Genomic DNA, 24,628 nt, shown 5'->3' with positions numbered 1-24,628 from the left:
CGGATGCTCGTGCTCAATCGTGAGGTGGTGTTGCCTGCGGACTGCCTGCCGGTGGCAGCCGAAGAGGTCGGAGCGTCGCTGCCGACGGCGTTGTCCGGCGAGCCGGTGTGGCGCGATCCGGATGCGGCCAGGGAGAGTCGTGATGCCGCGGTGCAGGCGCTGGCTCGGCAAGGCGTGTGGAGCCGCGGGGGCTTGACCTCGGACTTCGCTCGGACGATGACGGTGCTGTGCCGCGCCGCTCGTGAACTGTCGGCGACAGTGAACGCCACTGCGGACCGTCGGTATCGCCTGGTGGTCACGGCGGATGGTTCGGACGCGGTGTTGGCCTGCTTCGTGCCGTCTTCGAATCGGGTGCTGATCCGGCCGGCTCGGCCGGACGCGCTCGCCGAGGAGCTGGTGGGGGAGCCGCGCGTGCCGCCGGGCACGGGGCCGGGGCTGTCGGTGAGGGAATCCGAGCTGAAACGCGTCATCGGGGGTGCCGTCCCGCAGCGGGAGGCACGTCGGGTCGTGGATGTGGCCAGTTTGCCGCGCACCGGGGCTGGGCAGTTCTCGGCGGCTGCTCGCGACCGGTTCGGCAGGCACAGAGCCAGTGGCGGCAACCTCTGCACCTATTACGACACCGCGGCAGGCCGCTACTTGTTCTCCGTCTCCGGCGCGCCGGGCGGCGAGTGGTATGTCAATGTCGCCCCGGCCAGGCCGGAAACCATGGTCGCGCAGCTGCGCGCACTGCTGGACGACCTGCGATGAGGCGACCGGGGGTCAGGAGGTCGAGAGGCAGCCCGGCCGGGTCGCTGCAGTGCGGCGGGCCGTTGCTGTACGCACGGGCGCGCGCCGACCGTTTCAGTGCAAATGCAAACCCGTGCCTGTGGACCCCCGCCAATCCCGCGATCCACGGCCGCGCCGTGACAGGTTCGGTCGGCGTCAACCCGGAACCCGATCCCCGCTGCTGAACCACGCGGACACCATGCCGACCTGCTCAACGAGACCGTCGGCGGGGATCGGGCGCGCAGCGGGGTTGATGCCGGCTGAATCCGTGAAGATCCTCTCGGCACGCGGGGAAGGCGCACCGCGCAATTAAGATTGCGCGCAATGTGATCGCTCTGCATAACTTCACGCGCTATCGACACGACTGTCGGCGGCATGATTGCCGCAGGTGCCAGGAGGGTCCGGACCCGGCGCGAAGCAGAGGGGCCGGGCTGTCGCCTTTGCGGCGCATGTCCGTCCGCGACCTGCGGGAGCGATTTAAAGGCGTATGAGAGTCATCGCCAAGTTGAGCACCCGGGATCCATTTGACCCAAGGTGCAACCAAGTGGTTCAAGCAGCCTGGCAACGATATGGGCGCCGACCTCCCCAGGCGACTTCGGACCGCTCAGGAACCGCGCTCGCTAACGGTATGTCTCTGTTAGTGTCACGTGACGATGCCATTCGAGGACCGAGGGGTAGGAGTGGGCCACTCGCGGCAGGGTGGTTGTGATTGCGGGGAGAGAACCGACATGACAGACGAGTCGAGCGGGGAGTCGACTGGAGCTCAAGAACTTGCCCGAGACGTGTTTGTCCCGACTAACCCAGTGACGCCGGGCGATGTCCAAGCACAAGTTCAGCTGCGACACATGCAGGACGGTCGTACGGCTCTTCTTGCATACAGCTCGAAAGACTTGCTCGTGGCAGGCTGCGGACCGGAACAGGGCTGGATCGCCGTCCCAAGTGAGCAGTTAGTCGGTTTGCAGCAGTTGGTCGGCTTTGACGTGGTCGCTGTCGACGTCGACGTACCCGAAGAGTGGCGCGTGGCGGGTCCTGCAGCAGAAGGTGACCTGCGATGAGCGGTGGCTTCGATATCAAGGACCTGAACCGCTTGGCCGGGACGCTCGCTCAGGGGGCAGAACAATTGGAAGGACTGGCAGGAAAAGCGCCGACGATACCCGACGCCGGCACATCGACGGCCGCAGTTGGAAGTTGCCTGGCGGCTCTCGGCGACGTGATGTCAAAGGTCGTACAGACGGCCGCCGGCGCTGCCGACCGCGCCCAAGCGGGAGCGAAGGAATATCAGTCTGCTGATGACAACGCCCGTGAGTCCATGAACGGCACACGGAGGGCGCTCTGATGCCGATTGATTTGAAGGTCGTTGGTGACGAGAACTCGTGCCGTAGCGCGGCCGATCAACTAATGAGCCTCGCAGACGGGATAACGCAGGGCGGAACAGCGTTTCACACGGCTCGTAGCGAATCAGAGACCTTGTGGACGGGCCAAGCGGGAGACGCGTTCCGCGCACGGATGCAACCGGCCGGTGAGAAGACCGACGATGTCGCCGACAGCAGCCGCACCGCTGCGCAGAATCTCCACGCGTTCGCGGATGACTTGACTACGGTCAAGGCGCGGATGACTCAGGCGCGCAATATCGCAGCGAGCGCTGGGTTGACAGTAAATGGCGATACGATCGCCGATCCCGTCGCCCCACCGTCACCTCCGGCGCAACCAAGTGCGCCGGGTGGCAATTCATCCGCGCCGAACCCCGGTGCCGTCCAGGCGCAACAGGATTATCAGCGCCAGCAGGCGGCGTTCCAGCAAGCGCGAGAGACCGTATCGGACGCGCGCAAGCTGGAACAGAACGCGCACAACACGCTTGAACAAAAAATGAATGCATGGGACACCATGCTAAAAGACGCCGCCGATCAGCGTTGCTGGATCGCCGCCGGCACCGTCACCGGCATGGTCGGCACAGCGATCAGCCAAGCCGACAAGTGGGGAAAGATCGCATCTGCACGCAACGCGCAGGTTGAACTGTTCAAGCGCATCGCCGCAAACGCCGAGGATCCCTTCGAAGAGGCGGCGGCAGCCCGCGCTGCTGGAGTCTTTGAACCAGGAGCGACAAAAGCACAAGCCGCACTCGACGGAAACTTGAAGTGGACCGAAGGGCTTTCCGGAACAAAAGTTGGCGATGTCCTTTCGGCAAGTCTGAAAGACATCCCAAGCATTGGATCCAAGCTGCCGGAAATCGCCGAAAAGCTTCCAGTTGTGGGTGGCGTCATCGCTCTGGGCCAGACGGCATGGGACAGCCGGAACGCAAAGAACCCTGGCGACGTGGCAAAAGCCGCAGGCGCGGACCTTGGCGGTTACGTAGCGGGATCCCTCGCCACAGAAGGCACTCTCGCCGGATTCGCTGCAGTCGGTCTGGCCGGAGGCCCAGTGACCCTGGCCGCGGTCGGCGTCGGCGTGGGAGTGGCGTATGGAGTTGGGGAACTGGTGAATCACTGGCCAGAGGTTTCACACTGGGCCGAGAACACGGCGTCCGACATCGGTCATGGCGTGTCGAGTGCTGCGCACTCAGTTGGCCACTTCTTCTCCTCGATCTTCTGACGGGAAAGACGACCGACCATGACTGCTTCCGGCTTGCCCCCCCAGCCAGACCTCGAGACTGGACAACCGCGTCCGCCGCGCGCACCGACAAATTTTGCGGCGAACGAGTCGACGCCGACGGACCGGTCCCCGCGTAAGCATCCGCCGACGCCGGACGCGGAAGGACCGGTATTGGAATGGCGGCAGGACAGTGGACGCGGAGCGGTGCAGTCGGGCGTTATTGCGGCCGTTATCGTCGCGGTCGTACCTACGGTGGAGACACAGGGGTTTTCCTGGGCTGCCACACCGTATTGGTGGCCGTTCATCGCACTCGCAGGAGTGCTGATCTGGCTGATCATGCGGGGCGGCTGGCTGGCGGCTGGCGCATGCTGGGTGCAGAACAAGGACAAGTGGGTCAACACCTACAACCTGACCGCCGTCGACGTACACGCCAGCGGCGTCAACATGATGTTGCGTCTCCAGGACACGGCGGGACGCGATATCGGATCTCTCAAACTGAAGGACGTGCAGGGGAATCAGAAACTGTGGGATCTCGTGTACAACGGAATTCTCCACTCGATGGCCCAAGGAACCGCTAACCCATCAGAGAAAGCGCGCACGATTCTCAAGCTGCCAGGAGGTCGCGGACTCCACCGAGACGGCAGCTAGTGGTTGCGCCCGTTCGTTCGTCGGGGGTCGTAGCCAGGCGGAAGGGTCGTTGAGGCAGAGTCCGCAGGCGCAGTCGAGTGCTTCTTGTGGCGTGCCGAAGGTGTGGCCGCTGGTCAGGATCGATTTTTGTAGTCCTCGCGGCCGGCGCGGCAGATGGCGAACCCCCAGCTGTTGGCGGAACGGTTGTACTGCAACTGGAATTGCGGCCGGGTGGTGTCGTCGGTGAGTTTGTCGGCGACCTAGGCGAACGCACCGTGGTGCCGCACCTGGACTGCGGTCAGTTGGGGCCAGCGTTCCTGGGCGCGGGCAAGCAGGCGTTGACGCAGCGAAGTCTTGGTCGACTCGGGCGGGGAAGCCAGGGCACGATCCAGCCCGATACCGCTCTCTCCCATAGTCGATCTTGAAATGAGTGGGTTGGTGGCCGTGCGTAGCCCGTATGTGATCACGCTGGCCCCGGTCGATCGGTAGATACTGGAGGCACTGGCGCGACGTGGTCGTGCCCAGCACCGGCAGGTGTCGCGGGCGCGGATCGTGCTGGCCGCTGCCGACGGGCACTCCGCGAAAGACTTCGTCAAGGACACGGTCACCGGCCGGCCGCCGCAATCCGCCGGCCAGGTCTTCGACCGGGTCGTGAAGGGACGGTGACCGGATGACCCGTGAGTTCACCTTCACCGTCCCGGACGGTTTCGTCGAACTGCCGGTCGAGGACATCGAGGTAGACGGAGCCGAGAAGCACGAACTCGACGCCCGGGTGGCGGCCGTGTTCGGGCTGGCCGCGGACGACCCCAACGCGGCGATGCTCGCCAACACCTACGCCTTGTACGGCGAAACCATGGGCTCGCAGGGCATCGGCTACGCGGCGATCGCGGTCTACCGTTCGCCCGACGTCCCCGACCGGCCGATCATGCCGGTCCTGGCCAGCTCGTGCATTCCCTCCGCCCATGACTCGGTCGACGTCGCCGTCGAGGGCCTGCTCGAGGTGCATGCCTCGGTCGAGGGCCGGACGGCGCGTCTGCTCGACCTTCCTGCCGGGAAAGCGGTCGTCACCGTTCAGGAGGAGAAGACGATCCTGCGCAACGACGCGGACGGCATCGAGATACCTGTCCTGCAACGGCAAGTGGCAGCATGGATACCGGATCCCCGGGGCACGTCGGTCGCGATGGTCGGGGTGTGCTCGAACAACTGGCAGGATTGGGAACACGTCGTCGTGCTGGCGCTCGACATTTTCGACACCGTCTCCTGGGTGGGCTGATGGACGAACACCTGATCACGCAAGCGCAGCAGTACTTCGAAGCAGCCTGGCGCGAACCGGTCCAGGTCACCGGGATGGGCCGGGTCACGGTCGGCTCGCGACGGGACCGCCGCGGGAAACGCGAACGCAGCGCTGCGAGCGAGAACGGTCCGCGCGGGTGCCTGGTGGAGATCGGCGAGTTCCTGGTGGACGTGGCCTCCACCATCACCTGGCCGTTCGTCACGGTTTGGGCCCTGTTCCGGCTCTTCAAACGCGACGGGCCGAAACGTCATGCCGCGATCCCGAGCGGACCAGCAACCGGCCAGGCATACCGCGTCGCCGAAGCCCTCAAGCAGCATCCCGGCGAGATCGCCGTCGTCCGCGGCAAAACCCAGCTCGCGATCGTCGAACTCACCGGTCCCGGCGCGCAGCCGACCGTCGTGTGGAGCGGCCGTGGAACCGAGCGACCGCAATGGAGCCCTGCCCCGGCGAGCTTGTACTGGGAAGACGGTTCGATGCTGATGCTTCCCGCTACATAGGGATGCCGCGTCGGCATCAACTGATTGCCAGCGGTCATGACGATCTCGGCGCGCACGGAACTCAACCGGAGGATTCTTGGTTCGAGTCCAAGCGGGGGAGCCAAAGCCCAGGTCTTAGACCTGGGCTTTTTTGTTACCTGTGAGTAGGGGTGATTTAGTGTCGATTTTGACGATCGTCCAGTTGATCGGCTATCGAGTCGTCGGCGGCGCGCTGCGGTAGTCGGGGCAGTTCGGGGCACGGGGCGGACGCTGTGTTGGCCGCTGTAGCTCCTGGCGTGACCTGCCGAGTTCGATATGTCTATTCGTTGCTCAACGCGTGGCATGCAATGCGTGCGGCGGTTCCGACTTACTCGTTGAGCCCTGGAGCCGTACCCGGTGTGAGCGGGCTGTCGCTGTAGCGTGCGTGTTTCCGACTCGTCGCTTCGCGGTTCGGGCCTGGAGGCGTCGGGCTGGCAACGGACGAGTTGATCTGTGGGACTGCGGACGAAGCGTCGCAGCCGCCTGGACGAGCGATTGCCAGAGACGTGATGAAGCCGTGGCTGGTGTGCAACACGAGGCATGCTCGCATTGTTCGCTCGCGGTGCCGACGTGTTGTGTGAACCCCGCGGGTTCGCGAACCGAGTGCTGTTGGGAAATCGTCCTGGGGCACGGCATCGCTGACCCGGCGCGAGGCGGATGTCCTCGCCGCCTGCATCGAGCTCAGCGACGACGAGCACAAGGCGCTCTCGGCCGTTGTCATCTCACCCGGGCCACTGTGCAGCCAACCGCCGCAATGAGGTGCCGCTCTGCGCTCACGCGGCGGCAGTCCGCAAATACTGGCATCTCACGGGCGATGCAGGGACTGAGCTGCAGTTAGGAAGGGCGGGGCAGGAGTGGGGTCAGTCGCGGAACGGCGAACGGTACGAATGTCGTGGTCGGGATGAGGCGGTAGGCGGCTGCATCGACTTGTGCTTCTTCGTTGCCGGCCTTTGCCGCACGTGTCGTGGTCGTTGCCGACATCGAGTGTTTCGAGCCAGACTCGTTCGCCGTTGACCAGGCGAGGGAATCGGCGGACTTTCAGCCTGGGAAGGACGTGAGGGTTTCGGCGTGGTGCAGAAAGGTATTCCGGTTGTGGCCGGCGCCGATGAGCAGGATATGAGCGCCGAGGTCATGCTGCTGTTTATGGTGCCCTTCACCGGGATCGACGTCGGACTGTGCCGCGGAGGGCCGGTGGACTGGGAGGCGTACCGGACACGCGCGGAATGGGCACGTTTGCGTCGAGGCTTTCTCGTCCGAGGATTGCGCTTAAGTCAATCCCGAAGTGGCTGTCCTCGCAATGTCGGCGACTCCTGCTGTCAACGACTTGCACGAAGCCCGCAGTCTGCTTGAAATGGTCGAGGGCCGCAAACTCGTGCAGCCGGGGATCAGCTTCGCTACGTCCGGCGCGCGAAAGGCGAAGTGCATACCGCCCGGGTGCTCGAGGACGGCCAGTTGCACCTGGCGGACGGAACCCGCCACTGCACTCCGCCGGCTGCGGTTCGGGCGGCGTGTGACGGGAAAGTCAGCGAGGGGGAGATATCGCCGTACCGCTTCGGCCGAGATCGTCAGCGCGGAACAGGGACGCGCTCATGCCGAGGAGGGCCTCCGCCTTTGCTCTCACCGATCTTGCGGAGGTGCAAGAAACAGTGCAGCGGCGACGAACAGGGTGCAGAGTTCGTCGGGAGCGGATCAAGACGCTGGACGGGTGGCTCCCGCGTAGCCGTCTCCCGTGTGGCGATAGACGTCGATTTGCACGGGCTGGCCGAAGCCGGGGGCGTTGAGCATTTCCCGTGTCCTATGTAGACCGACGTGCCGGATGCGGACGCGCTGGCCGTAGCAGACGAGTTCGCCCGGTTCCTGGGTGCTCTATTCCTCCGCTCGGTCGCATGCCGCTGACTCTTACGGCGGCCTCGTTGCGGCTAGGCAACGTCCGATGGGATCGAATGGCGATGGCGGCGTCGTTGTGGGTAGATCGTCTTGAGGTAGCCCTGTTCGCATGGTCTGGCCTACAGCCCCTCGACGCCGCCCGACGATGCGGCCGTGTCGCTGGCCGAGATACGGCCCGACGACGATGAAGCGTCTCCCGAGTCGATCATGCTGTGCGGCGCGCACCTGCTGGCCCAGGCACGCCCGCATCCCCTGATCAACGAGTTGCCCGACGTGATCCACCTGTCCGCGCGTGCCGGACGGCACCCAGCACTGCGTGCGACATTGGATCTGCTCGACATGGAACCGGAACTCGCTCGCCCGGGCTCGGAGGCGATGCTGCCCGCTCTGCTGGTCCTCCTTCTCCTGCACGTCCTGCGGGCATGGCCCGACGAGCAGGTCACCGACACCGCCGCCGGCTGGGTCGCTGCCCTCCACGATCCTGCAGTCGTCGCGGCGCTGAGCGGCTGACCCTCGCCGCGCGGCTCCTGCGCGATGCCGACACACCACTGGCCCTGTGGCCCGAACCGTCGGCTACACCTCGGAATTCGCCTTCGCGCACGCCTTCAAGCGCCAGTACGGGCGGCCGCCCGGCCGATTCCGGCGTTGGGGCGGACAGGCGATCACGGCATCAGATCGATCCACGGCGGGTGTGTCACCGGTCAGTTCGCAAACGGACGTCAGCAGCATGCCCCGCCGTCACTGAACAACGCCCGCGTCCGTCTTCTGCCAGCCCGATGCCCACAACTGGTCGGGTGTCGAGGTTCCCCGGAAGATCATGGCGGAGCGCTGTGCGAACTCGGCGAAGGAGGTGGGCCGGATGTCGAGCTGTTCGAACACCTCGACAGCGACCTGGGACTCCGGCCCGCCGTCCCGGCGAAGGCGGAACAGGTCATCGAGGTCGTCGGCGAAGCGGGGCGGGAGCCCGGCCTCGACAAGTCGCCGGCGCTTGTCCTCGGGCGGGATGTCGACGTACCGGATCGGGTTGCCGACAACGGACGTCAGAACCGCGCAGATCTCCGGCATCGTCAGCGCGTCCGGCCCGGTCATTTCGTAGATCGCCGATCGGTGGCCGCCCCCGGTCGCGGTCGCGTAGGCGACCTTGGCGATGTCCTCGATGTCGATCGGCGCCAGCCGGGTGTCGCCCAGCGGTTGCGCGAACGTCCCGTCGGCCAGCATCGTCGGGATCTCGCGATAGTAGACCTGCATGAACTGGCTGGGGCGGAGAATCGTCCAGCCGACGTCGGCTGCCTGAAGACGTCGCTCGATCTGCGCGTGATAACGCCCGAAACGAAAGGGCGAGTGCGGATCGGCGCCCATCCCGGACACCTTCACGATGTGGTTGACGCCGACGGTGACGGCCGCGTCGATGAGGTTGCACTGCGCCTCGACCATCCGGTCATCGGCGCCGGAGATCAGAACGACCGTGTCGATCCCGTCCAGCGCCGCCGCGAGGGTGCCCGGCACGAGCAGGTCGGCCTCGACGGTCTCGATGCCGGGCGCGGCGGCAAAGGCCCGGCTCTTGGCGGGGTTGCGCAGGAGGACACGCGCGGGCCGGCCCTGGCGGACGAACTCGCGAACTACAGCCGAGCCGGTCAGCCCGGTCGCGCCAGTAATGAGGATCACCGATTACTCCTTCGTCGATGGGGGGCCGTCGCATCGGGCCCTCACCCTTGTAGACGAAGTGCGTTGACAGAATTGACCGCCCGTCGGGAATCCGTTCAGGCAGCCGGGTGTTGCCCGTGACGTGACCACGACCACGACCAGCTGGAACGAGATCCACGCACGACACCGGTCCGAACTACTGGGCTACTGCTACCGGATGCTCGGTTCTCCTTTCGACGCCGAGGAAGCCGTTCAGGAGACGATGCTGCGCGCCTGGCGCGGCCACGATGCCTTCGCCGGCACCTCGTCACTGCGGGTGTGGCTGTTCCGGATCGCGACCAACGTGTGCCTGGACATGCTCAGGCAGCGGCCCCGGCGAGAACACCCGATCGACGTCACCGGCGCTGGGGACGCCGGCTCGCCGCTCGGCCAGCCAGACGACCGCAGATGGATCGCACCCGCGCCCGACCGCTGGCTCCTCCCGCCCGGCACCGACCCGCTCGAGACCGCCGTCCTGCACGATTCGGTCCGTCTCGCCTTTGTCGCCGCCCTGCACCGCCTCTCACCCACACAGCGCGCCGCACTCATCCTGCGCGACGTCCTGAAGCTCAGCGCGCAGGAGACCGCCGCCCTCCTCGGCATCACCGTCGCCGCCGCAAACGGGCTGTTGCGACGGGCTCGTCACCGCCTCGCGAACAAACCGGCTCAACTGATGCCGCCGGTCGACCTCACCGACGAACAACACGCTCTGCTCGAGCGCTTCGTCGACGCGTTCGAGCGGTACGACATCCCGGCCCTGACCGCGCTGCTCCACGACGACGCGACGCTGTCCATGCCGCCGTACGGACTCTGGCTGGCGGGCCGAGCCCAGATCGAGCGGTGGTTCCTCCGCGAACCCAACCCGTGCCGCGACGCCAGGGCCATACCGGTCAAAGCCAACTGCTCACCAGCCTTCGCGATCTACCACGCCGATGACCGACAGAAGGCCCTGCGCGCCTTCGCCGTCCAGATCGTCACCGTCAGGGACGACCGCATCGCCGCGATCGACGTCCACATCGGACCACGGCTGTTCGGCCTGTTCGAACTCCCGGCCGAACTCGCTGGCGCCAACGCGTTCCTGGTGGATGGCAGCGATTCGCTGCGGTAGTTTCGAGAGATGGATCTGGGGGCCGGCCTTGACCGCGACGAGGATTTACGAAGATATCGGCGAACTCGGAATTGGCATCTCGGTATCTGCCTTGTCTTGACGATTGCGAGTGGTGTGGTCGTCGGCGGTGTGGTCGTCGGCTTGGCCGACGGCAGTGCGTCGCCGGGCGAGGTGAACGTCATCGGTGGCGCGGCGGTGTTGTTCGTGCTGCTTGCCCTGCCGGCTGTCTTCACGGCGGTCAAGGCCGCGTACTGGAACAGACTGGCCAAAGAACGGTTGCGGGAAACAGCGACCGCGACGGCGACTGGCAGGACCGCTCCGCCTGCGAGGACCTGGGTGCCGCCCGGTCCGGGCGAAACCGCCTACCGTGACCTGGATCTGACCGCGCAGGTGTCCCGGCTGGGGGTGCCGGCCTGGCGGGCGATCGGGACCACGGTGGTGTTCCTCGTGCTGCTGGCGGGCGGAATCGTGGAAGGTGTCAGGAGTTCGGCCAGTGGGCAAGAGCTGCTGGATTCCGGTGTCCGGGTCACCGCCAGGGTGTACTTCGTGACCGAGCCGTCCAAAGGCAGTTGGACGATCGATGTGACCTACCCCGTGGGCGACGCGTGGCGGACGGCCGAGATCAGGCTCGAAACGAAGCGCGACTTCGATCTGGGGCAGGAGGTGCCGGTCATCTATGACCCTGAGGATCCTGGGCGGGTTCGCACCCCGGAGGACGAGAACACCAGCGACGTACAGCTGTCGCTGTTCGTCGAACCGCTGCTGGCAGGACTGGGCGGGGTTCCGTTCGCGGCGTGGGCCGCGGTGGGTTGGGTCCGAAGGTATCGGGCAGTGCGGCGCACCGGCTGGCATCCCGCTTCGGTCCTGGTGACCCCGACCGGACAGATATTCGCAACCTACTTCCAGGGCGGCAAGATCGAACTCGGGGGCGTTCTGTCGACCCGCCGGGCGACGCGCTTCGCACACGGGGAACGGCAGCGGGCTTGGGTCGGCGGCGAAGCCTCGACAATGGTCGTGCTGTTTCCCCGGGAAGGCGGCAAACGTCCGTACGCGGTCCCTGTGCAAGCGGAGACCCCACTTTCGCCACCTCGCCGATCCTCACGCCGCCGTCGGTCTCGAGGCACATCGAGAACTGACGAAGAAAAACGGGGTCCGGGATGATTCGCCGTTCTCTTCGATTGTCTATTTTGGACACGCTCCACAGGTAGGTGGTAGTGGTGCGGAGGCAGAACGCCTTTCCGGCCGCGATCTAGCAATTTCGTCTCCTGACCTGGGGGTTTCACGTGTCGGACCTGTTCGCGACGTCGGACTGCTGCGGTGCCGAGCCGAACAGTTCCAGGCACTTGCCCGGCCAGCCGTACCGTGCATCAGTGATGAACTCGCAGAGAATTCAGGCGTTGCGGGCCGTCGACGGCGACACGATGAACGCCTCGACCTCGGCCGGCTCCCACCGCGCAGCCCGTTCCATGGCGTTGCCACCACCACAACATCGTTGAGTTTTGTCCAATCGAACTTGAGATTCCCAGATGGACAGTACAAAGTGGATTGATGATCTCCTGTCGGTCTGCCTCCGACTGACCAGCGTGTCCCGGGGCAACGTCCTCGAATTGGACCTGCACACCGGTGAAATCGTCCGTCGCATCGAAACCGGTGGCGGCCCCAACGGGCTGGCCGAGGACGAGGACGGCCAGGTGTGGGTCGCCCAGAACGGCGGATCGGTGCGTCCCAGCAAGTCCGCGCGGCCGGTCGCGCCGGACCTGCAGACGCTGCACGGGGACACCGCCGAGGATGCTGCCGTTCCCGGGCTCCGCGCGCCCAACGACCTCGTGTGCGGGCCGGACGGACGGATCTGGTTCACCGACCCGGGCAGCCCGCACGAGGAAGGCCCCGGCCTGGTCTACGCGTACCACGACCGCAGCACGCGGCTCGAGCCGGTGGCTGGGGGGATCGACTTCCCCAACGGGCTCGCCTTCGACCTCGACGGCACGCAGTTGTTCGCCGCCACCAGGGAACGACGCGTGCTGCGATACACCTGGGACGGGCAGGAACTGCGGCCAGGCGGTGTGCTCGCCGATGTTCCCGGCGGGCCGGACGGGCTGGCCTTCGACACCGCCCAGCGCCTCTACGCCGCGCTGCCCGAGGCGGACCAGGTCGCCGTGATCCATCCCGACGGCACGCTCGGCGCGCCGATCCGCTTCCCCCGCGGCACTTTCCCGACCAACCTGTGTTTCGCGGGCCCCGAGCGGGACACACTGGTCGTCACGGCGGCCAGGGGCGGCCGGGTACTCGCACTCGACGGCGTCGGGACCGGTCCGCAGACGCTTGTGGTCGCCAGGAGGCGAACCGGCGGGGGCTGAAGCCAGCCTCCAGCGCGGGTCTTGAAGCCGCTTGTCCTGCGTGATCGGCGGGGAACGGATCCGCCGCCCGGTCGCGTGAAGCACGGCGTTGCCGATCGACCGAATGGTGGGCCTGACGGGTTCGAGATCATTTCGGTTGAGCAGCGGTGTTCGTGCTGGCAGGCGGCCCCGTGTGCCGGTGCACCGGACAGCAGTTCATTGCGGACGGGCCGCGGCCGCGCCCGGAACCGTTGCCCGCTCATGCCGCCGCCAGCCATCGCGATGCCCAGAACCGCCTTTGGTCCGGAGTTGCCTGTCGGTCAGCACGGTGCTGCTGGCAGCGTCGTGCGCACCAGACAGATGAGGGCCCGCGGCGCATCCGCTATGGATTGTCCGCCGTCGATGGGTCGATGATGCGTGCCTGCGCTGGGGCTTCGTGGCGGTGATCGGAAGCTGTTGTCGGCGTTGTTGGGATCCTCGACGGCGCGTGCCGGTCTGGCGCGGCTCGGTGGGACCGGTGCGTCCCGTGTCCTGATCGCCTCGCCCAGCGCCGTCAGATGGGGGCGCGGCCCCAGGTGACGGCATCGCGGACCGCGGCGGGGAGCTTGTCGACGACTGCCTGGTCGAGCCGCAGCCCGAGGGCGTCGTTGAAACTCGAGAATGCCAGCCGGAGCACCAAGAACAGTGTCGCGGCGAAGATCTGGTCATCGGTGAAGCCGGCGCGGCGGAGGTCGTCGACGTCGGCGGAGGTGGTCGCGTTCGGGTCTCGTACGACCTTGCGCGCCCACCCGGCGAGCGCCTTCTCGTCCGGCGGCAGCGCGTCGTCGTCCCCGCGCAGGGCGCTTGCCGGCACGTCGGGGTCGTCCGCCCACTTGGCGTACTTGCCGCCCCACGCGTACGCGCAGGCCGAGTCGCCGAGGGTGGCGGCCATGGCGGTGGTGAGCACCCCGCGCTGGCGAAGCGAGAGGCCGCCGAACTTCGCGGCGCTTCGCTGCAGCGCGAACAGGTCGTCGAACGCGCCCGGCATGCGCGCCCAGAGCTTGGTCACCGTCCAGACGAAGCCGTCCTCGTCGAGGTCTGCCTGCCGCGACTGCTCGGCGTACTCGCTCGGGGGGTACCAACCGAGGAAGGAGCCGGTGAAGTCACCCTCGTACGATTCGGGCACCTCCACGGGGCGCCTCGCGGTGAATCCCGCGACGTTGATCTTCGCCCGCAGCGGCAGACCGTCGCGGACGTGCCCGGCCGCGAGTTCCACGCACCTCCGGTGGAATTCCTCCGCGCCGACCTGCTCGATCGCTTCGTAGGCCGGCCCGGTCGAGGCCAGCGCACGCGCGAACTGCTCGGGATCGGCGAACTCCCATACGAACGGGATGTCGAGGCGCTCGATGTCAGCGAAGCCGGCGTCCGCGAGCAGCCGCTCGCCGACGCCGGGTCTGCCCATCTGATTCATGTCAGCCTGGTTCCGGACCTGCGGCTCCGCGGCAAGGGTGAACGGGCTCAGCGACCAGGCTCCGGGCGAAGCCTTGATGTGCCCCCACACGGTCATGCCGAATCGGCCGCCCGGCTTGAGCACGCGCAGTGCCTCGGCCATCGCGTTCGGAGTGGTGGCCCAGATGCCGCGAAAGCTCGTCACCACGTCGAAGCTCGCGCTGTCCCAGGGCAGCTCGTTCATGTCTCCGACGCGGACGTCGCCGTCAGGGTTCCGGTCGCGCGCCACCGCGACCAGTCTCGGCGAGGCGTCGATGCCGGCGACCTGGGCGCCGCGCAGCGAGGCGAGTTCGAGCGCCAGCCCGGCGCCGCAGGCGAGGTCCAGCAGGCGGTCGCCGACGGCCACCCCCAGAGCATGGTGCAGTCCGACGTATTCGCGGACGTTCGACGGTTCGGACAGCGTCGCGAAATCCGCGGCCAGCCGCCCCCACCCGGCGTCTACTGCTTCCCATTGCTTCATGCCGCTCATAGTTGACGCTGCGGCGTCAACGCACAAGGGAGGCGGGTTGCCGTCGGTCGCATCGCTCAACCCGTGTTGATCGAACCGACTAGACGATTGAGTCCTCAAACGGATCTTCGGGTGCGTTGTTGCCTTGGGCGCGGACGGAGGTGGTTTATGACGAACAGCCTGGACGCCCTCTGGACCGCACTGTGCGTGCACCTGGAAGGCGTCGGCCTTGGGGTGGACGCGTGATCGTCGGCGCGGCCGTAAGTTTCGGCTGTCGGGTGCGGAGCTGTTGTATGCGGCCTCGCGGGAAGGAGTTCTGTCGGCGTCTTCTCCGGCAGTCCCGGTTGCACTGGTCAGCGCCAGAGGTCGGCCGCGGCGCGGGCGTAGTCGGCGAAGGAGACTGGCGGCCGGCCGGTGATGCGCTGGACGTCGTCGGTCACGGCGGCGGCCGAGTCGTTGCGGATGCCTTCGTACATGGTGGCGTAGAAATCGGCGACCCGACCAGGCGTGCCGCCGCCGAGCATGGCTTCGCGGAATGCGTCCGGGTCCATCGCTTGATACCGCACGGGCTTTCCGGCGGCATCGCCCACGATCGCGGCCATGTCTGAAAAGGACAGTGAATCAGGTCCGGTGAGCGAGTACGTCTTGTGCTGGTGGCCGTCTTGGGTCAGGGCGACCGCGGCCGCGGCGGCGATGTCCTCGACGGAGATCGGCGCGACCCGGCCGTCGCCCGCGGGGACCGCGACGACACCGGTGCGGATGCCCCGCACGATCGCGGGGTGTTCGGAGAAGTTCTCGGCGAAGACGTTGGGGCGCAGAATCGTCGCGGGCACCGGCCCGGTTTCGAGGAATCGCTCCACCCGGTGCAGCGGGAAGTCCTCACCGCACAGATGCGCCGTCGCGGCGGACAGGTGGACCACTCTGCGCACCCCGGCGGCCTTGGCGTCGTCCAGCAGCGCCGCGACCTGCGTCGTGGGGTCGGAGCTGGTCGGCAACCACTGGTAGACCGCGTCCACGCCTTCCAGCGCGGGCGGGTAGGTCGCCGGGTCGCTCCAGTCGAAGCGGACCGGCGTCACCGGACCCTCCGGGCACCTCGGGGTTCGGCTCGGCACCCGGATCGCGTGTCCCCGCTCGGCCAGCAACGACACCACCCGGCCTCCGGTGCGGCCGGTCGCGCCGAGAACAAGAACTGTGGCAGACACGCGTTCCTCACACGGTAGGGTCGAATCGGCAACCACAGCACCATATGAACGGGTTATCGACGCACGCCATGACAGCTCTCGACAGATTCATATCCGATCGGCGCCGTGCCAGAGCGAATCGGGTATAGCGGGTGACGGCGAAAGCAGCCGGTCGTGAGCGCGACCAGGTGGCCGACGTCGTGGGCCACGTCGTCGCCGCCCTCCGCCGCGGCGGCGTTGTCTACGGAAGGGCGCTGGTGCGCGCCCCCTGGGGCATCGCGTTCGAGTCGCGGTCGATCGCCACCATCTACGTCGTGATCGCCGGTTCCCTCGTGCTCGTCCCCGACGGCGGACAGCCTCTGCATCTCGCCCAGGGTGATGTCGCGTTGCTGCCGTCCGGTGCCGGACACGTTGTCGCCGACACCCCAGGCCGGCCGGCTCCCACGGTGCGAGAGCTGTTCGGCGCCGACCTGGAGGAGCTGTCGTCCACCGATCTCGTCATCGACGGCGACGGTCCCGAGACCGTTCTGGTCTGCGGCGCGTACCTGGTCGAACGGACGCCGCAGCACCCGTTCATCGCCTCCTTGCCCGACGTCGTGCATGTCACGGCGGGCCAGATGCGCGGCACCAGCCTCGCCGCCGCCGTGCACTTGCTCACCACCGAGGTCGACCACGCCGGCCGCGGCACGCCCGCCGTGGTGGCTTCGCTGCTCGACCTGCTGTTCACCTACACTTTGCGGTCCTGGTTCCTTGACCAGCCTGATCAGCCGGCCGGGTGGGCCCGCGCGCTCCACGACCCCGCGGTGGGCCCCGCGCTCGCGCTCTTGCACGACGACCCCGGCAGACCCTGGACCGTGGAGGCGCTCGCGCGCGCCGTCGGCGTCCCGCGTGCCCGGTTCAGTCGCCGCTTCACGTCGACGACCGGGCACACGCCGATGGAATACCTCGGTATCTGGCGGATGACCGTGGCCGCCCGCCTGCTGCGCGAGGGCCAAGCCCCGCTGCGCCAGATCGCCCGGAAGGTGGGTTACGACTCGGAATTCGCGTTCGCTCGTGCTTTCAAACGGGTCGTCGGTCACGCTCCCGGTCGTTATCGGGCGATGCACCATAGCCAGGAGGATTCCGCTGATACGCGGCAGTGACCCGTGGTTGCCTTCGCGGATCGGCCAACGGTGCCTCACCAAAATCGGGGAACCAACGGCACCGACGCTACGGATTCACCGCCTGGGGGTTTTGAAAGAAACCGCGCGCTCGGAGCTGGTCACGGTGCGAGGGTTTGCAGGGCCGACGGGGCGTTGTAGCAGCGAGGGGAGCCGGCTGGGCCGCTGGGCACCGGGATCCGGGTGCTGCCGATCGCGGCGGTCGCGCCGCACACCTGCACCGGCAGCAGGCTCGTGCCGGGACGTCCGGGCTCGCCGCCGTTGTCGCATTCCCGTGCGGACGCGGGGCCGCCGACCACGGGCACGCTGTATCCGCACACCTGCACGGGCGCGGCCGAGATGTTCGGGTTTCCGCCGTCCGCGTTGGCGCACCGGCCCGACGACGCGGAGCCGCCGATCGTGCCGATCGGCGCGCTGCTGCCGCAGATCTGCAGCGGTACTCCGTTCACGTTGGCGGCCGAAGCGGGCGACTGCGCGAGCAGGAGTCCCGCGGCGGCGCTGCCGAGGGTTAGTGCGAGGGCAGTGACTGCGCGTTTCATGGCAATCCCTTTCTGCCGGGTGCGGGCGACCCGAATCGGTGGAAATATTCGGGCCGCCCGCGCGCCCGCTGTGGGTGGGTGTCAGTTGACCGAAGCGTTCGTGCAGTCGCCGCTCTTCGCGGGCGATCCCGCGAGCAGGCCGCCGCCGACAATCGGCGTGTTCGAGCCGCAAATCTGCCACGGCAGCACATTCGCGTTGGTCCCGGACGGCGTGTACGCATTCCGGCAATTCCCGGAGGTCGCGCCCGAGCCGGCTCCCAGCAACCCGCCCACGATCGGCGTGTTCGAACCGCAGATCTGCCACGGAGCGCCGTTGAGATTGTTGTTTCCGGGCGGGGTCGGGAGCGTCGCCGCCGACGCGGTTCCCCCGCCGAACGCGAACATGCCCGCGGCCGCCGCGGCGATCGCACCTGCCGCCGCCCATTTCCTGATCTGCATGATTGTCCTTTCCCTGCTGGTGAATTCAAGGCAATTCTCCGGTGCGGGGACCAGTGCAATCGAGTGTTGGTTATGCGATGGGAAGGGGCAACTATTCGGACGCGAACGGGGTCACCCCGGCGGCGGCTCGATACCCGTCATAGCGCCGCCGTAGATATTCGAAGCCGCTGAATCGCTCGCCTGGGTATTCTCTCGCGGTCGCGAGACACCCGGGGTAGCCCGCGCGAAGGACCGTCGGGGCGGCGGTTCATGCGGAGTGGCATCGGTGACGACCGGCTGTGCTGGCAGCCGCTTCCGCTGCCGCGCGGTGTCCGTGACGGTCCTTCCGGCAGCGATCATCCCGGCTTCCCAGCTGGTGCCCGTCCGTCTCGTCGACGGCTCGGCTCGCCGCCCGGTGGCGGAAGAGTCACGTGGGCTTTGTGACGCGGGTGGGATTCCGCCGCCGCCGCGTGTCGCGCCCACGCGGATCGCGTCGCGTCGGAGAGTCTGTGCCGGCTGGCGTCCCGGACGGGCAGGGACGCCTCCGGCAGGAAGGGAAAAGCGTGCGGAATAAGGGTTTTCGTCCGGCTAGGGCGGTTCGTCTGGCTGGTGTCGTCGCGGCGGGGGTGCTGGCGTGCGCCGCGTGCACGTCGAGCCATAGCTCAGGCCACCAGGCCGCGGGCGGCGAATCGCCGAGCCTGGCCGGCGACCATGCGGGCCTGGCCGCCGGGAACTCCTCGACCCCGGTGCCGGGCACGGGCTCGTGTCGTCTGGGCAGCCGCAACGGGCAGCCGGTCCCGGATCCGGCCTGCACGCCCGGGGCGGTGAATCCGCAGGTGAACCAGGCGGACATCGGGTCCACGGTGTGCAAGAGCGGCTGGACCAAGACCGTGCGGCCTCCGACGTCCAAGACCAACAGCATGAAGGCGGCCACGGCGAAGGCTTACAGCCTCCAGCCGGGTGCGACCGGCGAGTACGACCATCTCGTCTCGCTCGAGCTCGGGGGCGCGCCGGACGACCCGCGCAATCTGTGGGTCGAGCCGGGGAAGATCCCCAACCCGAAGGACGCGGTCGAGAACAAGCTCAAGGACGCCGTCTGCAGCGGCCTGATTCCGTTGACCACCGCGCAGACCGCGATCGCGCATTCCTGGACCACCGCGTTCGACGACGCCGGGTTGCGCGTCAACGGCGGAACCGTGTGCCTGCGCGCCGACCCCCACAAATGTGTCAAAGGGCAGCGGGGAGACGACACCGGCGAGTAGTCGCTGCCTGCCGGGTTCCCCCGGAACCGTCCGGATCCGGGGGAACCGGTCCCGTTCAGGAACGTCGAGCTTCCCGGCCGGGAGGCCAACCGCCGGAGTTCCAGTGAAGGCGCCGTCAACGCGCGGACGGATCTTCGACTGGAACTCCGCCGGTCGCCTGGTCCGGCGTGAGCAGCTCCGAGGTGGAGGCGAGAGGTGCCGAACCCGGCAGGGCGCGGCCGGCTGGCTCCTTCAGGGACAGCGTGGCCAGGAGTCCGATCACGCCGGCTCCGATCAGGTAGTAGCCCGGCCAGTCCAGGTTGCCGGTGCCGGTCACCGCGACACCGATGACAGTCGGGGCGGTGCCGGCGAACGCGGAGACGAAGATGTTGAAGATGATCGACAGGCTGCCGTAGCGGATGAAGGTCGGGAACAGAGCGGGCAAAGTGGACGGTGTCACGGCGGCGAAGCACAGCAGGGTGAAGCCCATGATGAACAGACCGGCGACCTGTCCGGCCAGACCGTGGCGCAGCAGCCAGACCGAGGGAAGGCCGGCGACGACGAGCAAGAGACTGCCGGTGAGCAGGATCGGTTTGCGGCCGATGCGGTCGCTCAGCTTGCCGACGAAGAGGATCACGGCGAGCATCGCGATCATGACGATCACCTGCAGCGTGCTCGACACCGACTCGCTGGTGCCGGTCACGCCGTGGCTGGGGAGCGTGCCGGTGAGGTAGGTCGGCACGTAGTTCGTCAGCACGTAGTTGGTGACGTTCCAGGCGATGACGAGACCGCCCGCGATCCAGGCCTCCGACCGGTGTTTCGTGAGCAGGACGCGGAACATCCGGCGCAGCGACATGGTGGCCATGGCCGGCGACCGGCGCATCAGCTGGCGGAACGCCGGAGTCTCTTCGAGCCGCAGCCGGAGGTAGATCCCGACCGCGCCGACCGGGAGCGCGATCATGAACGGGATCCGCCAGCCCCACGCCAGCAGGTCGTCCTGCGGCAGCACGGTGATCAGCAGGGCGCTGATCCCTGCGCCGAGCGTGTAGCCGACCAGGGTGCCGAATTCCAGCCAGCTGCCGAAGAAGCCGCGGCGGCGGTCCGGGGCGTACTCGGCGACCAGGGTGAGCGCTCCGGCGTATTCGCCGCCGGCGGAGAAGCCTTGCAGCATCCGGATGAACAGCACGATCAGCGGCGCGGCGATCCCGATCGTGCCGTAGCTGGGCACGAGCCCGAGCAGAAGCGTGGCGCCCGCCATCAGGAGGACGGTCGCGGACAGCACCCGGGTGCGGCCGATCCGGTCGCCGAGCGGGCCCAGGATGAACCCGCCGAGCGGGCGGACCAGGAACGCCGCGGCGAACGTGGCGAGTGTGAGCACCGGCGCCCAGCTTCCTGCTTCGGGGAAGAAAACCCGGTCCAGCGCGATGGCGGCGAGATAGGAATAAATGCCGAAGTCGTACCATTCGGCGACATTGCCGACCGCGGCGGCCATCGAGGCTCGGCGGATCGTTTTCTCGTCTTCGATCGCGATCGCGCCGACGGTCCCTCCGGGGCCCTCCGGTGCCGCGGTCACCGCGTTTCCTCCGTTCGGCCGGTCATGGATTCGGGCGGCGTGCAGCGGCAGGGATTCATGATCGTCCTTGAGTCATGAGGCGGCTGATATATCTATTGACGCTATTAGGTGTGTCACGGCTGGTCAAGGGCGTCCGCGAAGCGTCCATTGAGGACAGTGGGGTTACCGGCGGGTTCGGATCAGGCGTCCGCGAAGCGGTGGAGGCGCTCGAGGATCTCTTCGGCGCCGTCGGCGAGAATTCGCGCGACCTCGCGGAAATCCCTGGGGCGCAAGGATGTTTTTCCGGCTGACACGCTGAGCGCGCCGACGATCCGGCCGCCTGGTCCGCGCACCGCGACGGCGACCGAGTTGAGGTCCGGTTCGAGTTCCCCGCTCGTCGCCGCCCAGCCGCGGTCGCGCGTCCGGTTCAGATCGGCGAGCAGCACGCCGGGTGCGGTGATGGTGTGCGGGGTGAAGCGTTCGCGCGGCCGCTCGAGCATTTCGCCGAGTTCTTCGAAGCCGAAACTGGCGAGCAGGACTTTCCCGCTCGCGGTCGCGTGCAGCGGCGCGCGCAGGCCGATCCAGTTGCGTTCCGTCTCCGGCTCTTGGACGACGGCGGTGACGCCGTCTGCTTCCCGGACGCTCAGGCTCACGGTGCCGCGGAGTTCGGCGGCGAGGCGGACGCAGACCGGGCGGCTTTCGCGCGCGATGTCCAGTTGCGTGGCAGTCGCCCCGGCGAGCCGGACGATCCCGAAGCCGAGCCGGTACCGGCCCCGGTTCCCGGTCTGCTCGACGAGCCGGAACCGTTCGAGCGCCGACATCATCCGCGACGCGGTCGACTTGTGCACGCCTATTTCGCGGGCCAGATCGGTCAGTCGGGACGGCCCGTTCCGGGCCAGCAGCACCAGGATCGACAGTGCTCTTTCGACGGCCTGGGTGGTCGAGCGCGGCTCGGTGTTGTTCATTGCGCAACTCCTCGTCCGGGTGGGCGAAGCAGGAAATCCATCGTTGACGGATGGGGGCGGCTGCCTCATCGTGTGTTGCGGATAGTGTCACGCGTTCCGCAATACGCAACAGGAGTCGAGCGATGATCTGTGCCGGCGCGGTGTCCGACCTCCCCGACGGAGAGTCCGTCCGGATCGAGGCCGAGGTCCCGATCGCGGTCTTCAACGTCGAGGGCGAGTTCTACGCGATCGACGACACGTGCACCCATCAGGACGCGTCCCTTTCGGACGGCTGGGTCGAGGGGTGCGCGGTCGAATGTCCTTTGCACGCAGCGTGTTTCGACTTGCGGACCGGTGTGCCGAGCGGGCCGCCGGCGCGCCGGCCGGTGCGGACCCACGAGGTGGTCGTGTCCGACGGCCTGCTCTATGTGAACGTGCCCGCCACCGCGCCGGCCGCCGGAACGCTCGTGGCCGAGGCCGTCTGATGCGTGCGGTGACCATCGTCGGCGCCTCGCTCGCCGGTCTCAGCGCGGCGAGGGCGTTGCGGGACAAGGGGTTCGAAGGACGGCTCGTCGTCGTCGGGGACGAACCGCACGCCCCGTACGACCGGCCGCCGCTGTCGAAGGAATTCCTCGCCGGCACCGCCTCCGAGGCCGACCTGGCGCTGGCGACTCCGGAAGACGAGTCGCTTGCAGCGGAGTGGCGGCTCGGCTGCCGGGCCGTTTCGCTCGACGCCGCCGAGCGGGCGGTCGTTCTCGAGGGCGGCGAGCGCATCGTCTCGGACGGCGTCGTCGTGGCGACCGGGGCACGGGCGCGCGAACTGCCGGGCCCGGTGCCCGACGGAGTCCACACTCTCCGGACGTTCGACGACGCGCTCGCCTTGCGCAAGGCGCTGGTTCCCGGTGCCCGGCTCGTGGTCATCGGCGCCGGCTTCATTGGCTCGGAGGTGGCGTCGACCGCAGCCGCGCTCGGCGTCGAGGTCGATGTGGTCGAGGCCGCCCCGGTCCCGCTGGAGAAGCCGCTGGGCGCGGAGATGGGCGCGGTGTGCGCCCGGCTCCACGCCACCCGGGGCGTCCGGCTGCGCACCGGTGCCGGTCTGGCCGAGGTGACGGGGTCTCCGCAGGCGACCGGCGTCCGGCTGACCGATGGCACCGAGTTGCCGGCGGACGTGGTGCTCCTCGGCATCGGTGCGGCACCCCAGGTGGAGTGGCTCGCCGGCTCCGGACTCGAGCTCGACGACGGGGTGGTCACCGACGCCCGCGGCGCTACCTCCGTCCCCGGCGTGTTCGCGGTCGGCGACTGCGCGAAGTCGCACCGGACGCTGATCGGTGCGGCGACGCGGCTCGAACACTGGACCAATGCGGTGCAGCAACCGTCCGCCGCGGCCGCCGCCCTCCTCGGTCAGGAGCACACCGCGCCGGCGCATCACGAAGTGCCCTATTTCTGGTCGGATCAGTACGGCCACCGCATCCAGTTCGCCGGGCACCGCGGCCGCGCCGCGCGGGTCGAAGTGGTCGAAGGCGACCCGGACTCCTTCGATTTCCTCGCGCTCTACCGCGATCGGGACGGCGATCCGGTCGCGGTGCTGGCCATCGGCCGGGTCCGCTCGTTCGGGCGCTGGCGCCGGCAGCTGGCCGCCCCGCGCGCGGCACGGCTCTGAACCCCCCGAACTCTTCTCCCACGCACAGAAGGACCGCACATGAGCTCTGTCGAAACCCGCCCGGAGCAGACCGGGTCGAGCCTCATCCCGACGCTGCCGGGCGCGCACTACACCGATCCCGCGATCTTCGAACTCGAACAGTCGCGGATCTTCCAAGCGCACTGGTTCGCGGTCGCGCGCGGTTCGGACCTGCCGACCGCCGGGAATTTCCGGAAGGTCGACGTCGGCGGCGAAAGCGTGCTGCTCGTGCGCGGCCGCGACGGCGCTCTGCGCGCCTTCCTCAACGTCTGCCGCCACCGCGGTGCCCAGTTGTGCGTGGAGGACTCCGGCAGCGTCCGCCGGAACCTGCAGTGCCCCTACCACGCGTGGACCTACGGGCTCGACGGTTCGCTCGTCGCCGCGCCGAATCTCAACTCGATGGCGGACGTGGACCGGAAGGAATACGGGCTGATCCCGGTCGCGCTGCGGGAATGGCTCGGCACTGCCTGGGTGTGCCTCGCCGACGAGCCGCCTTCCTTCGAGGAGACGGTGCAGGGCGCGGTGACCGCCCGGCTGGGGGACCCGGCGGCGATCGACGGCTGGGGCATCGACACCCTCGTCGTCGGCCGCCGGATCGTCTACGACGTCAAGGCGAACTGGAAGCTGATCGTCGAGAACTTCATGGAGTGCTATCACTGCGCGACGATCCACCCGGAGCTCACCGAGGTCCTGCCGGAGTTCGCCGACGGGTACGCGGCGCAGTACTACGTGGGCCACGGCGCGGAATTCGGAGACGAGGTCGCCGGGTTCACCGTCGACGGCCGGGCCGGCTTCGACACCCTGTCCGGCGTCGGCGAGAACCACGACCGCCGCTACTACGCGATCACCGTCAACCCGCAGGTGTTCATCAACCTGGTGCCCGACCACGTGATCTTCCACCGGATGTACCCGATGGCGGTCGACCGCACGATCGTCGAATGCGACTGGCTGTACCCGCAGGAGGTCGTCGACAGCGGCGCGGACCTGGCGCATTCGGTCGAGCTCTTCCACCGGGTGAACCAGCAGGACTTCGACGCCTGCGAACGGTGCCAGCCGGCGATGTCCTCGAAGGCCTACGCCAAGGGCGGCGTGCTCGTCCCGTCCGAGCACCACATCGGCGAGTTCCGGGACTGGGCCGCCGCGGCGATCAGCTGACGGCGAGCGGGAAACACGGAG

At 67.8% G+C, this 24,628-nt stretch carries 24 protein-coding genes and 1 pseudogene; 17 read left to right on the top strand and 8 right to left on the bottom strand.

Going from position 1 to position 24,628, the window contains the following annotated elements:
- The first annotated feature begins 3 nt into the window (after positions 1–3).
- The 8 genes from ATK30_RS01535 to ATK30_RS01520 all read left to right on the top strand — a co-directional run bounded on the left by ATK30_RS01535 (position 4) and on the right by ATK30_RS01520 (position 5,772).
- Positions 4–747 (top strand): ESX secretion-associated protein EspG, encoded by a 744-nt coding sequence (locus ATK30_RS01535; protein ID WP_101433927.1) that lies wholly within the window; start codon positions 4–6, stop codon positions 745–747.
- A gap of 746 nt (positions 748–1,493) precedes the next feature.
- Positions 1,494–1,820: an SAV_915 family protein gene (locus tag ATK30_RS44450; RefSeq protein WP_158242432.1), complete on the top strand. Its 327-nt coding sequence runs from the start codon at positions 1,494–1,496 to the stop codon at positions 1,818–1,820.
- Entirely contained in the window at positions 1,817–2,101 is a 285-nt protein-coding gene (locus ATK30_RS44590) for a hypothetical protein (RefSeq protein WP_143271336.1), read from the top strand. The genes ATK30_RS44450 and ATK30_RS44590 overlap by 4 nt, the downstream gene beginning before the upstream one ends.
- Positions 2,101–3,354 (top strand): WXG100 family type VII secretion target, encoded by a 1,254-nt coding sequence (locus ATK30_RS44585; protein ID WP_143271335.1) that lies wholly within the window; start codon positions 2,101–2,103, stop codon positions 3,352–3,354. Before ATK30_RS44590 ends, ATK30_RS44585 begins: the two co-directional genes overlap by 1 nt.
- Before the next feature lie 171 nt (positions 3,355–3,525).
- Positions 3,526–4,002 (top strand): hypothetical protein, encoded by a 477-nt coding sequence (locus ATK30_RS44580; RefSeq protein WP_143271334.1) that lies wholly within the window; start codon positions 3,526–3,528, stop codon positions 4,000–4,002.
- A 513-nt stretch (positions 4,003–4,515) separates the two neighbouring features.
- A complete protein-coding gene (locus ATK30_RS46800; RefSeq protein ID WP_279629977.1) occupies positions 4,516–4,647 on the top strand; it encodes a hypothetical protein in 132 nt (43 codons plus the stop codon).
- A 4-nt stretch (positions 4,648–4,651) separates the two neighbouring features.
- Positions 4,652–5,254, top strand: a complete 603-nt coding sequence (locus ATK30_RS01525; RefSeq protein WP_101433926.1) for a hypothetical protein — start codon at positions 4,652–4,654, stop codon at positions 5,252–5,254.
- Positions 5,254–5,772: a hypothetical protein gene (locus ATK30_RS01520; protein ID WP_101433925.1), complete on the top strand. Its 519-nt coding sequence runs from the start codon at positions 5,254–5,256 to the stop codon at positions 5,770–5,772. Before ATK30_RS01525 ends, ATK30_RS01520 begins: the two co-directional genes overlap by 1 nt.
- Before the next feature lie 1,056 nt (positions 5,773–6,828).
- On the opposite strand, the pseudogene ATK30_RS47215 reads toward ATK30_RS01520, so the two are convergent.
- Positions 6,829–6,915 (bottom strand): annotated as a pseudogene (locus tag ATK30_RS47215) (AAC(3) family N-acetyltransferase); the annotation flags it as partial.
- 915 nt (positions 6,916–7,830) lie between these two features.
- On the opposite strand from ATK30_RS47215, the gene ATK30_RS45530 reads away from it, so the two are divergent.
- Positions 7,831–8,187, top strand: coding sequence for a cupin domain-containing protein (locus ATK30_RS45530; protein WP_244194462.1), 357 nt, complete (start codon positions 7,831–7,833; stop codon positions 8,185–8,187).
- A gap of 228 nt (positions 8,188–8,415) precedes the next feature.
- On the opposite strand, the gene ATK30_RS01510 is transcribed toward ATK30_RS45530, so the two are convergent.
- Entirely contained in the window at positions 8,416–9,342 is a 927-nt protein-coding gene (locus ATK30_RS01510) for an SDR family oxidoreductase (protein ID WP_101433924.1), read from the bottom strand.
- A gap of 121 nt (positions 9,343–9,463) precedes the next feature.
- On the opposite strand from ATK30_RS01510, the gene ATK30_RS01505 reads away from it, so the two are divergent.
- From ATK30_RS01505 to ATK30_RS01495, 3 genes are all read left to right on the top strand, one after another.
- Positions 9,464–10,468 (top strand): RNA polymerase subunit sigma-70, encoded by a 1,005-nt coding sequence (locus tag ATK30_RS01505; RefSeq protein ID WP_101433923.1) that lies wholly within the window; start codon positions 9,464–9,466, stop codon positions 10,466–10,468.
- Between the two features lie 9 nt (positions 10,469–10,477).
- Positions 10,478–11,629: a DUF3592 domain-containing protein gene (locus ATK30_RS01500; RefSeq protein WP_143271333.1), complete on the top strand. Its 1,152-nt coding sequence runs from the start codon at positions 10,478–10,480 to the stop codon at positions 11,627–11,629.
- A 422-nt stretch (positions 11,630–12,051) separates the two neighbouring features.
- Positions 12,052–12,825 carry an SMP-30/gluconolactonase/LRE family protein gene (locus ATK30_RS01495; RefSeq protein ID WP_158242431.1) on the top strand — a complete coding sequence of 258 codons (774 nt, stop codon included), beginning with the start codon at positions 12,052–12,054 and terminating at the stop codon, positions 12,823–12,825.
- 532 nt (positions 12,826–13,357) lie between these two features.
- Here ATK30_RS01495 and ATK30_RS01490 read toward each other — a convergent pair.
- Together ATK30_RS01490 and ATK30_RS01485 are read right to left on the bottom strand one after the other, a co-directional pair.
- On the bottom strand, positions 13,358–14,752 hold the full coding sequence (locus ATK30_RS01490) for a methyltransferase domain-containing protein (RefSeq protein WP_158242430.1): 1,395 nt from the start codon (positions 14,750–14,752) through the stop codon (positions 13,358–13,360).
- 341 nt (positions 14,753–15,093) lie between these two features.
- A complete protein-coding gene (locus ATK30_RS01485) occupies positions 15,094–15,942 on the bottom strand; it encodes an NmrA family NAD(P)-binding protein (RefSeq protein WP_101433919.1) in 849 nt (282 codons plus the stop codon).
- Between the two features lie 131 nt (positions 15,943–16,073).
- Between ATK30_RS01485 and ATK30_RS01480 the strand changes: the two genes are divergently transcribed.
- A complete protein-coding gene (locus tag ATK30_RS01480; RefSeq protein WP_101433918.1) occupies positions 16,074–17,063 on the top strand; it encodes an AraC family transcriptional regulator in 990 nt (329 codons plus the stop codon).
- Positions 17,064–17,182: 119 nt separating this feature from the next.
- On the opposite strand, the gene ATK30_RS01475 is transcribed toward ATK30_RS01480, so the two are convergent.
- Both ATK30_RS01475 and ATK30_RS01470 read right to left on the bottom strand, forming a co-directional pair.
- The gene (locus ATK30_RS01475; protein WP_101433917.1) at positions 17,183–17,620 is read right to left on the bottom strand and encodes a hypothetical protein; all 438 of its coding nucleotides are present in this window, start codon (positions 17,618–17,620) and stop codon (positions 17,183–17,185) included.
- Between the two features lie 81 nt (positions 17,621–17,701).
- Positions 17,702–18,058: a hypothetical protein gene (locus tag ATK30_RS01470; protein WP_101433916.1), complete on the bottom strand. Its 357-nt coding sequence runs from the start codon at positions 18,056–18,058 to the stop codon at positions 17,702–17,704.
- An 803-nt stretch (positions 18,059–18,861) separates the two neighbouring features.
- Here ATK30_RS01470 and ATK30_RS01465 point away from each other — a divergent pair.
- Positions 18,862–19,299, top strand: a complete 438-nt coding sequence (locus ATK30_RS01465) for a hypothetical protein (protein WP_244194461.1) — start codon at positions 18,862–18,864, stop codon at positions 19,297–19,299.
- A gap of 115 nt (positions 19,300–19,414) precedes the next feature.
- Here ATK30_RS01465 and ATK30_RS01460 read toward each other — a convergent pair whose 3' ends face one another.
- On the bottom strand, positions 19,415–20,851 hold the full coding sequence (locus tag ATK30_RS01460) for an MFS transporter (protein ID WP_244194460.1): 1,437 nt from the start codon (positions 20,849–20,851) through the stop codon (positions 19,415–19,417).
- A gap of 179 nt (positions 20,852–21,030) precedes the next feature.
- A complete protein-coding gene (locus ATK30_RS01455; RefSeq protein WP_101433915.1) occupies positions 21,031–21,795 on the bottom strand; it encodes an IclR family transcriptional regulator in 765 nt (254 codons plus the stop codon).
- Positions 21,796–21,917: 122 nt separating this feature from the next.
- On the opposite strand from ATK30_RS01455, the gene ATK30_RS01450 reads away from it, so the two are divergent.
- From ATK30_RS01450 to ATK30_RS01440, 3 genes are read left to right on the top strand one after another with little or no spacing between them, the layout of a single operon-like run.
- The gene (locus ATK30_RS01450) at positions 21,918–22,259 is read left to right on the top strand and encodes a bifunctional 3-phenylpropionate/cinnamic acid dioxygenase ferredoxin subunit (protein ID WP_101433914.1); all 342 of its coding nucleotides are present in this window, start codon (positions 21,918–21,920) and stop codon (positions 22,257–22,259) included.
- Positions 22,259–23,434: an NAD(P)/FAD-dependent oxidoreductase gene (locus ATK30_RS01445; protein WP_101433913.1), complete on the top strand. Its 1,176-nt coding sequence runs from the start codon at positions 22,259–22,261 to the stop codon at positions 23,432–23,434. The genes ATK30_RS01450 and ATK30_RS01445 overlap by 1 nt, the downstream gene beginning before the upstream one ends.
- 39 nt (positions 23,435–23,473) lie before the next feature.
- Positions 23,474–24,607, top strand: coding sequence for an aromatic ring-hydroxylating oxygenase subunit alpha (locus ATK30_RS01440; protein WP_101433912.1), 1,134 nt, complete (start codon positions 23,474–23,476; stop codon positions 24,605–24,607).
- Positions 24,608–24,628: the final 21 nt, after the last annotated feature.

The sequence above is a fragment of the Amycolatopsis echigonensis genome (assembly GCF_002846615.1).
GTDB classification, from domain to species: domain Bacteria; phylum Actinomycetota; class Actinomycetes; order Mycobacteriales; family Pseudonocardiaceae; genus Amycolatopsis; species Amycolatopsis echigonensis.
This window is presented reverse-complemented; position numbering and strand designations above follow the sequence as displayed.

Excerpts from the sequence above, each read along its gene's own strand:
- ATK30_RS01535 (WP_101433927.1), top strand. The coding sequence starts at position 4 with ATGCTCGTGCTCAATCGTGAGGTGGTGTTGCCTGCGGACTGCCTGCCG.
- ATK30_RS44590 (WP_143271336.1), top strand. The coding sequence starts at position 1,817 with ATGAGCGGTGGCTTCGATATCAAGGACCTGAACCGCTTGGCCGGGACG.
- ATK30_RS01445 (WP_101433913.1), top strand. The coding sequence starts at position 22,259 with ATGCGTGCGGTGACCATCGTCGGCGCCTCGCTCGCCGGTCTCAGCGCG.
- ATK30_RS01500 (WP_143271333.1), top strand. The coding sequence starts at position 10,478 with ATGGATCTGGGGGCCGGCCTTGACCGCGACGAGGATTTACGAAGATAT.
- ATK30_RS01520 (WP_101433925.1), top strand. The coding sequence starts at position 5,254 with ATGGACGAACACCTGATCACGCAAGCGCAGCAGTACTTCGAAGCAGCC.
- ATK30_RS01470 (WP_101433916.1), bottom strand. The coding sequence starts at position 18,058 with ATGCAGATCAGGAAATGGGCGGCGGCAGGTGCGATCGCCGCGGCGGCC.
- ATK30_RS01440 (WP_101433912.1), top strand. The coding sequence starts at position 23,474 with ATGAGCTCTGTCGAAACCCGCCCGGAGCAGACCGGGTCGAGCCTCATC.
- ATK30_RS01455 (WP_101433915.1), bottom strand. The coding sequence starts at position 21,795 with ATGAACAACACCGAGCCGCGCTCGACCACCCAGGCCGTCGAAAGAGCA.
- ATK30_RS01475 (WP_101433917.1), bottom strand. The coding sequence starts at position 17,620 with ATGAAACGCGCAGTCACTGCCCTCGCACTAACCCTCGGCAGCGCCGCC.
- ATK30_RS44450 (WP_158242432.1), top strand. The coding sequence starts at position 1,494 with ATGACAGACGAGTCGAGCGGGGAGTCGACTGGAGCTCAAGAACTTGCC.
- ATK30_RS01490 (WP_158242430.1), bottom strand. The coding sequence starts at position 14,752 with ATGAAGCAATGGGAAGCAGTAGACGCCGGGTGGGGGCGGCTGGCCGCG.
- ATK30_RS44585 (WP_143271335.1), top strand. The coding sequence starts at position 2,101 with ATGCCGATTGATTTGAAGGTCGTTGGTGACGAGAACTCGTGCCGTAGC.
- ATK30_RS01525 (WP_101433926.1), top strand. The coding sequence starts at position 4,652 with ATGACCCGTGAGTTCACCTTCACCGTCCCGGACGGTTTCGTCGAACTG.
- ATK30_RS01450 (WP_101433914.1), top strand. The coding sequence starts at position 21,918 with ATGATCTGTGCCGGCGCGGTGTCCGACCTCCCCGACGGAGAGTCCGTC.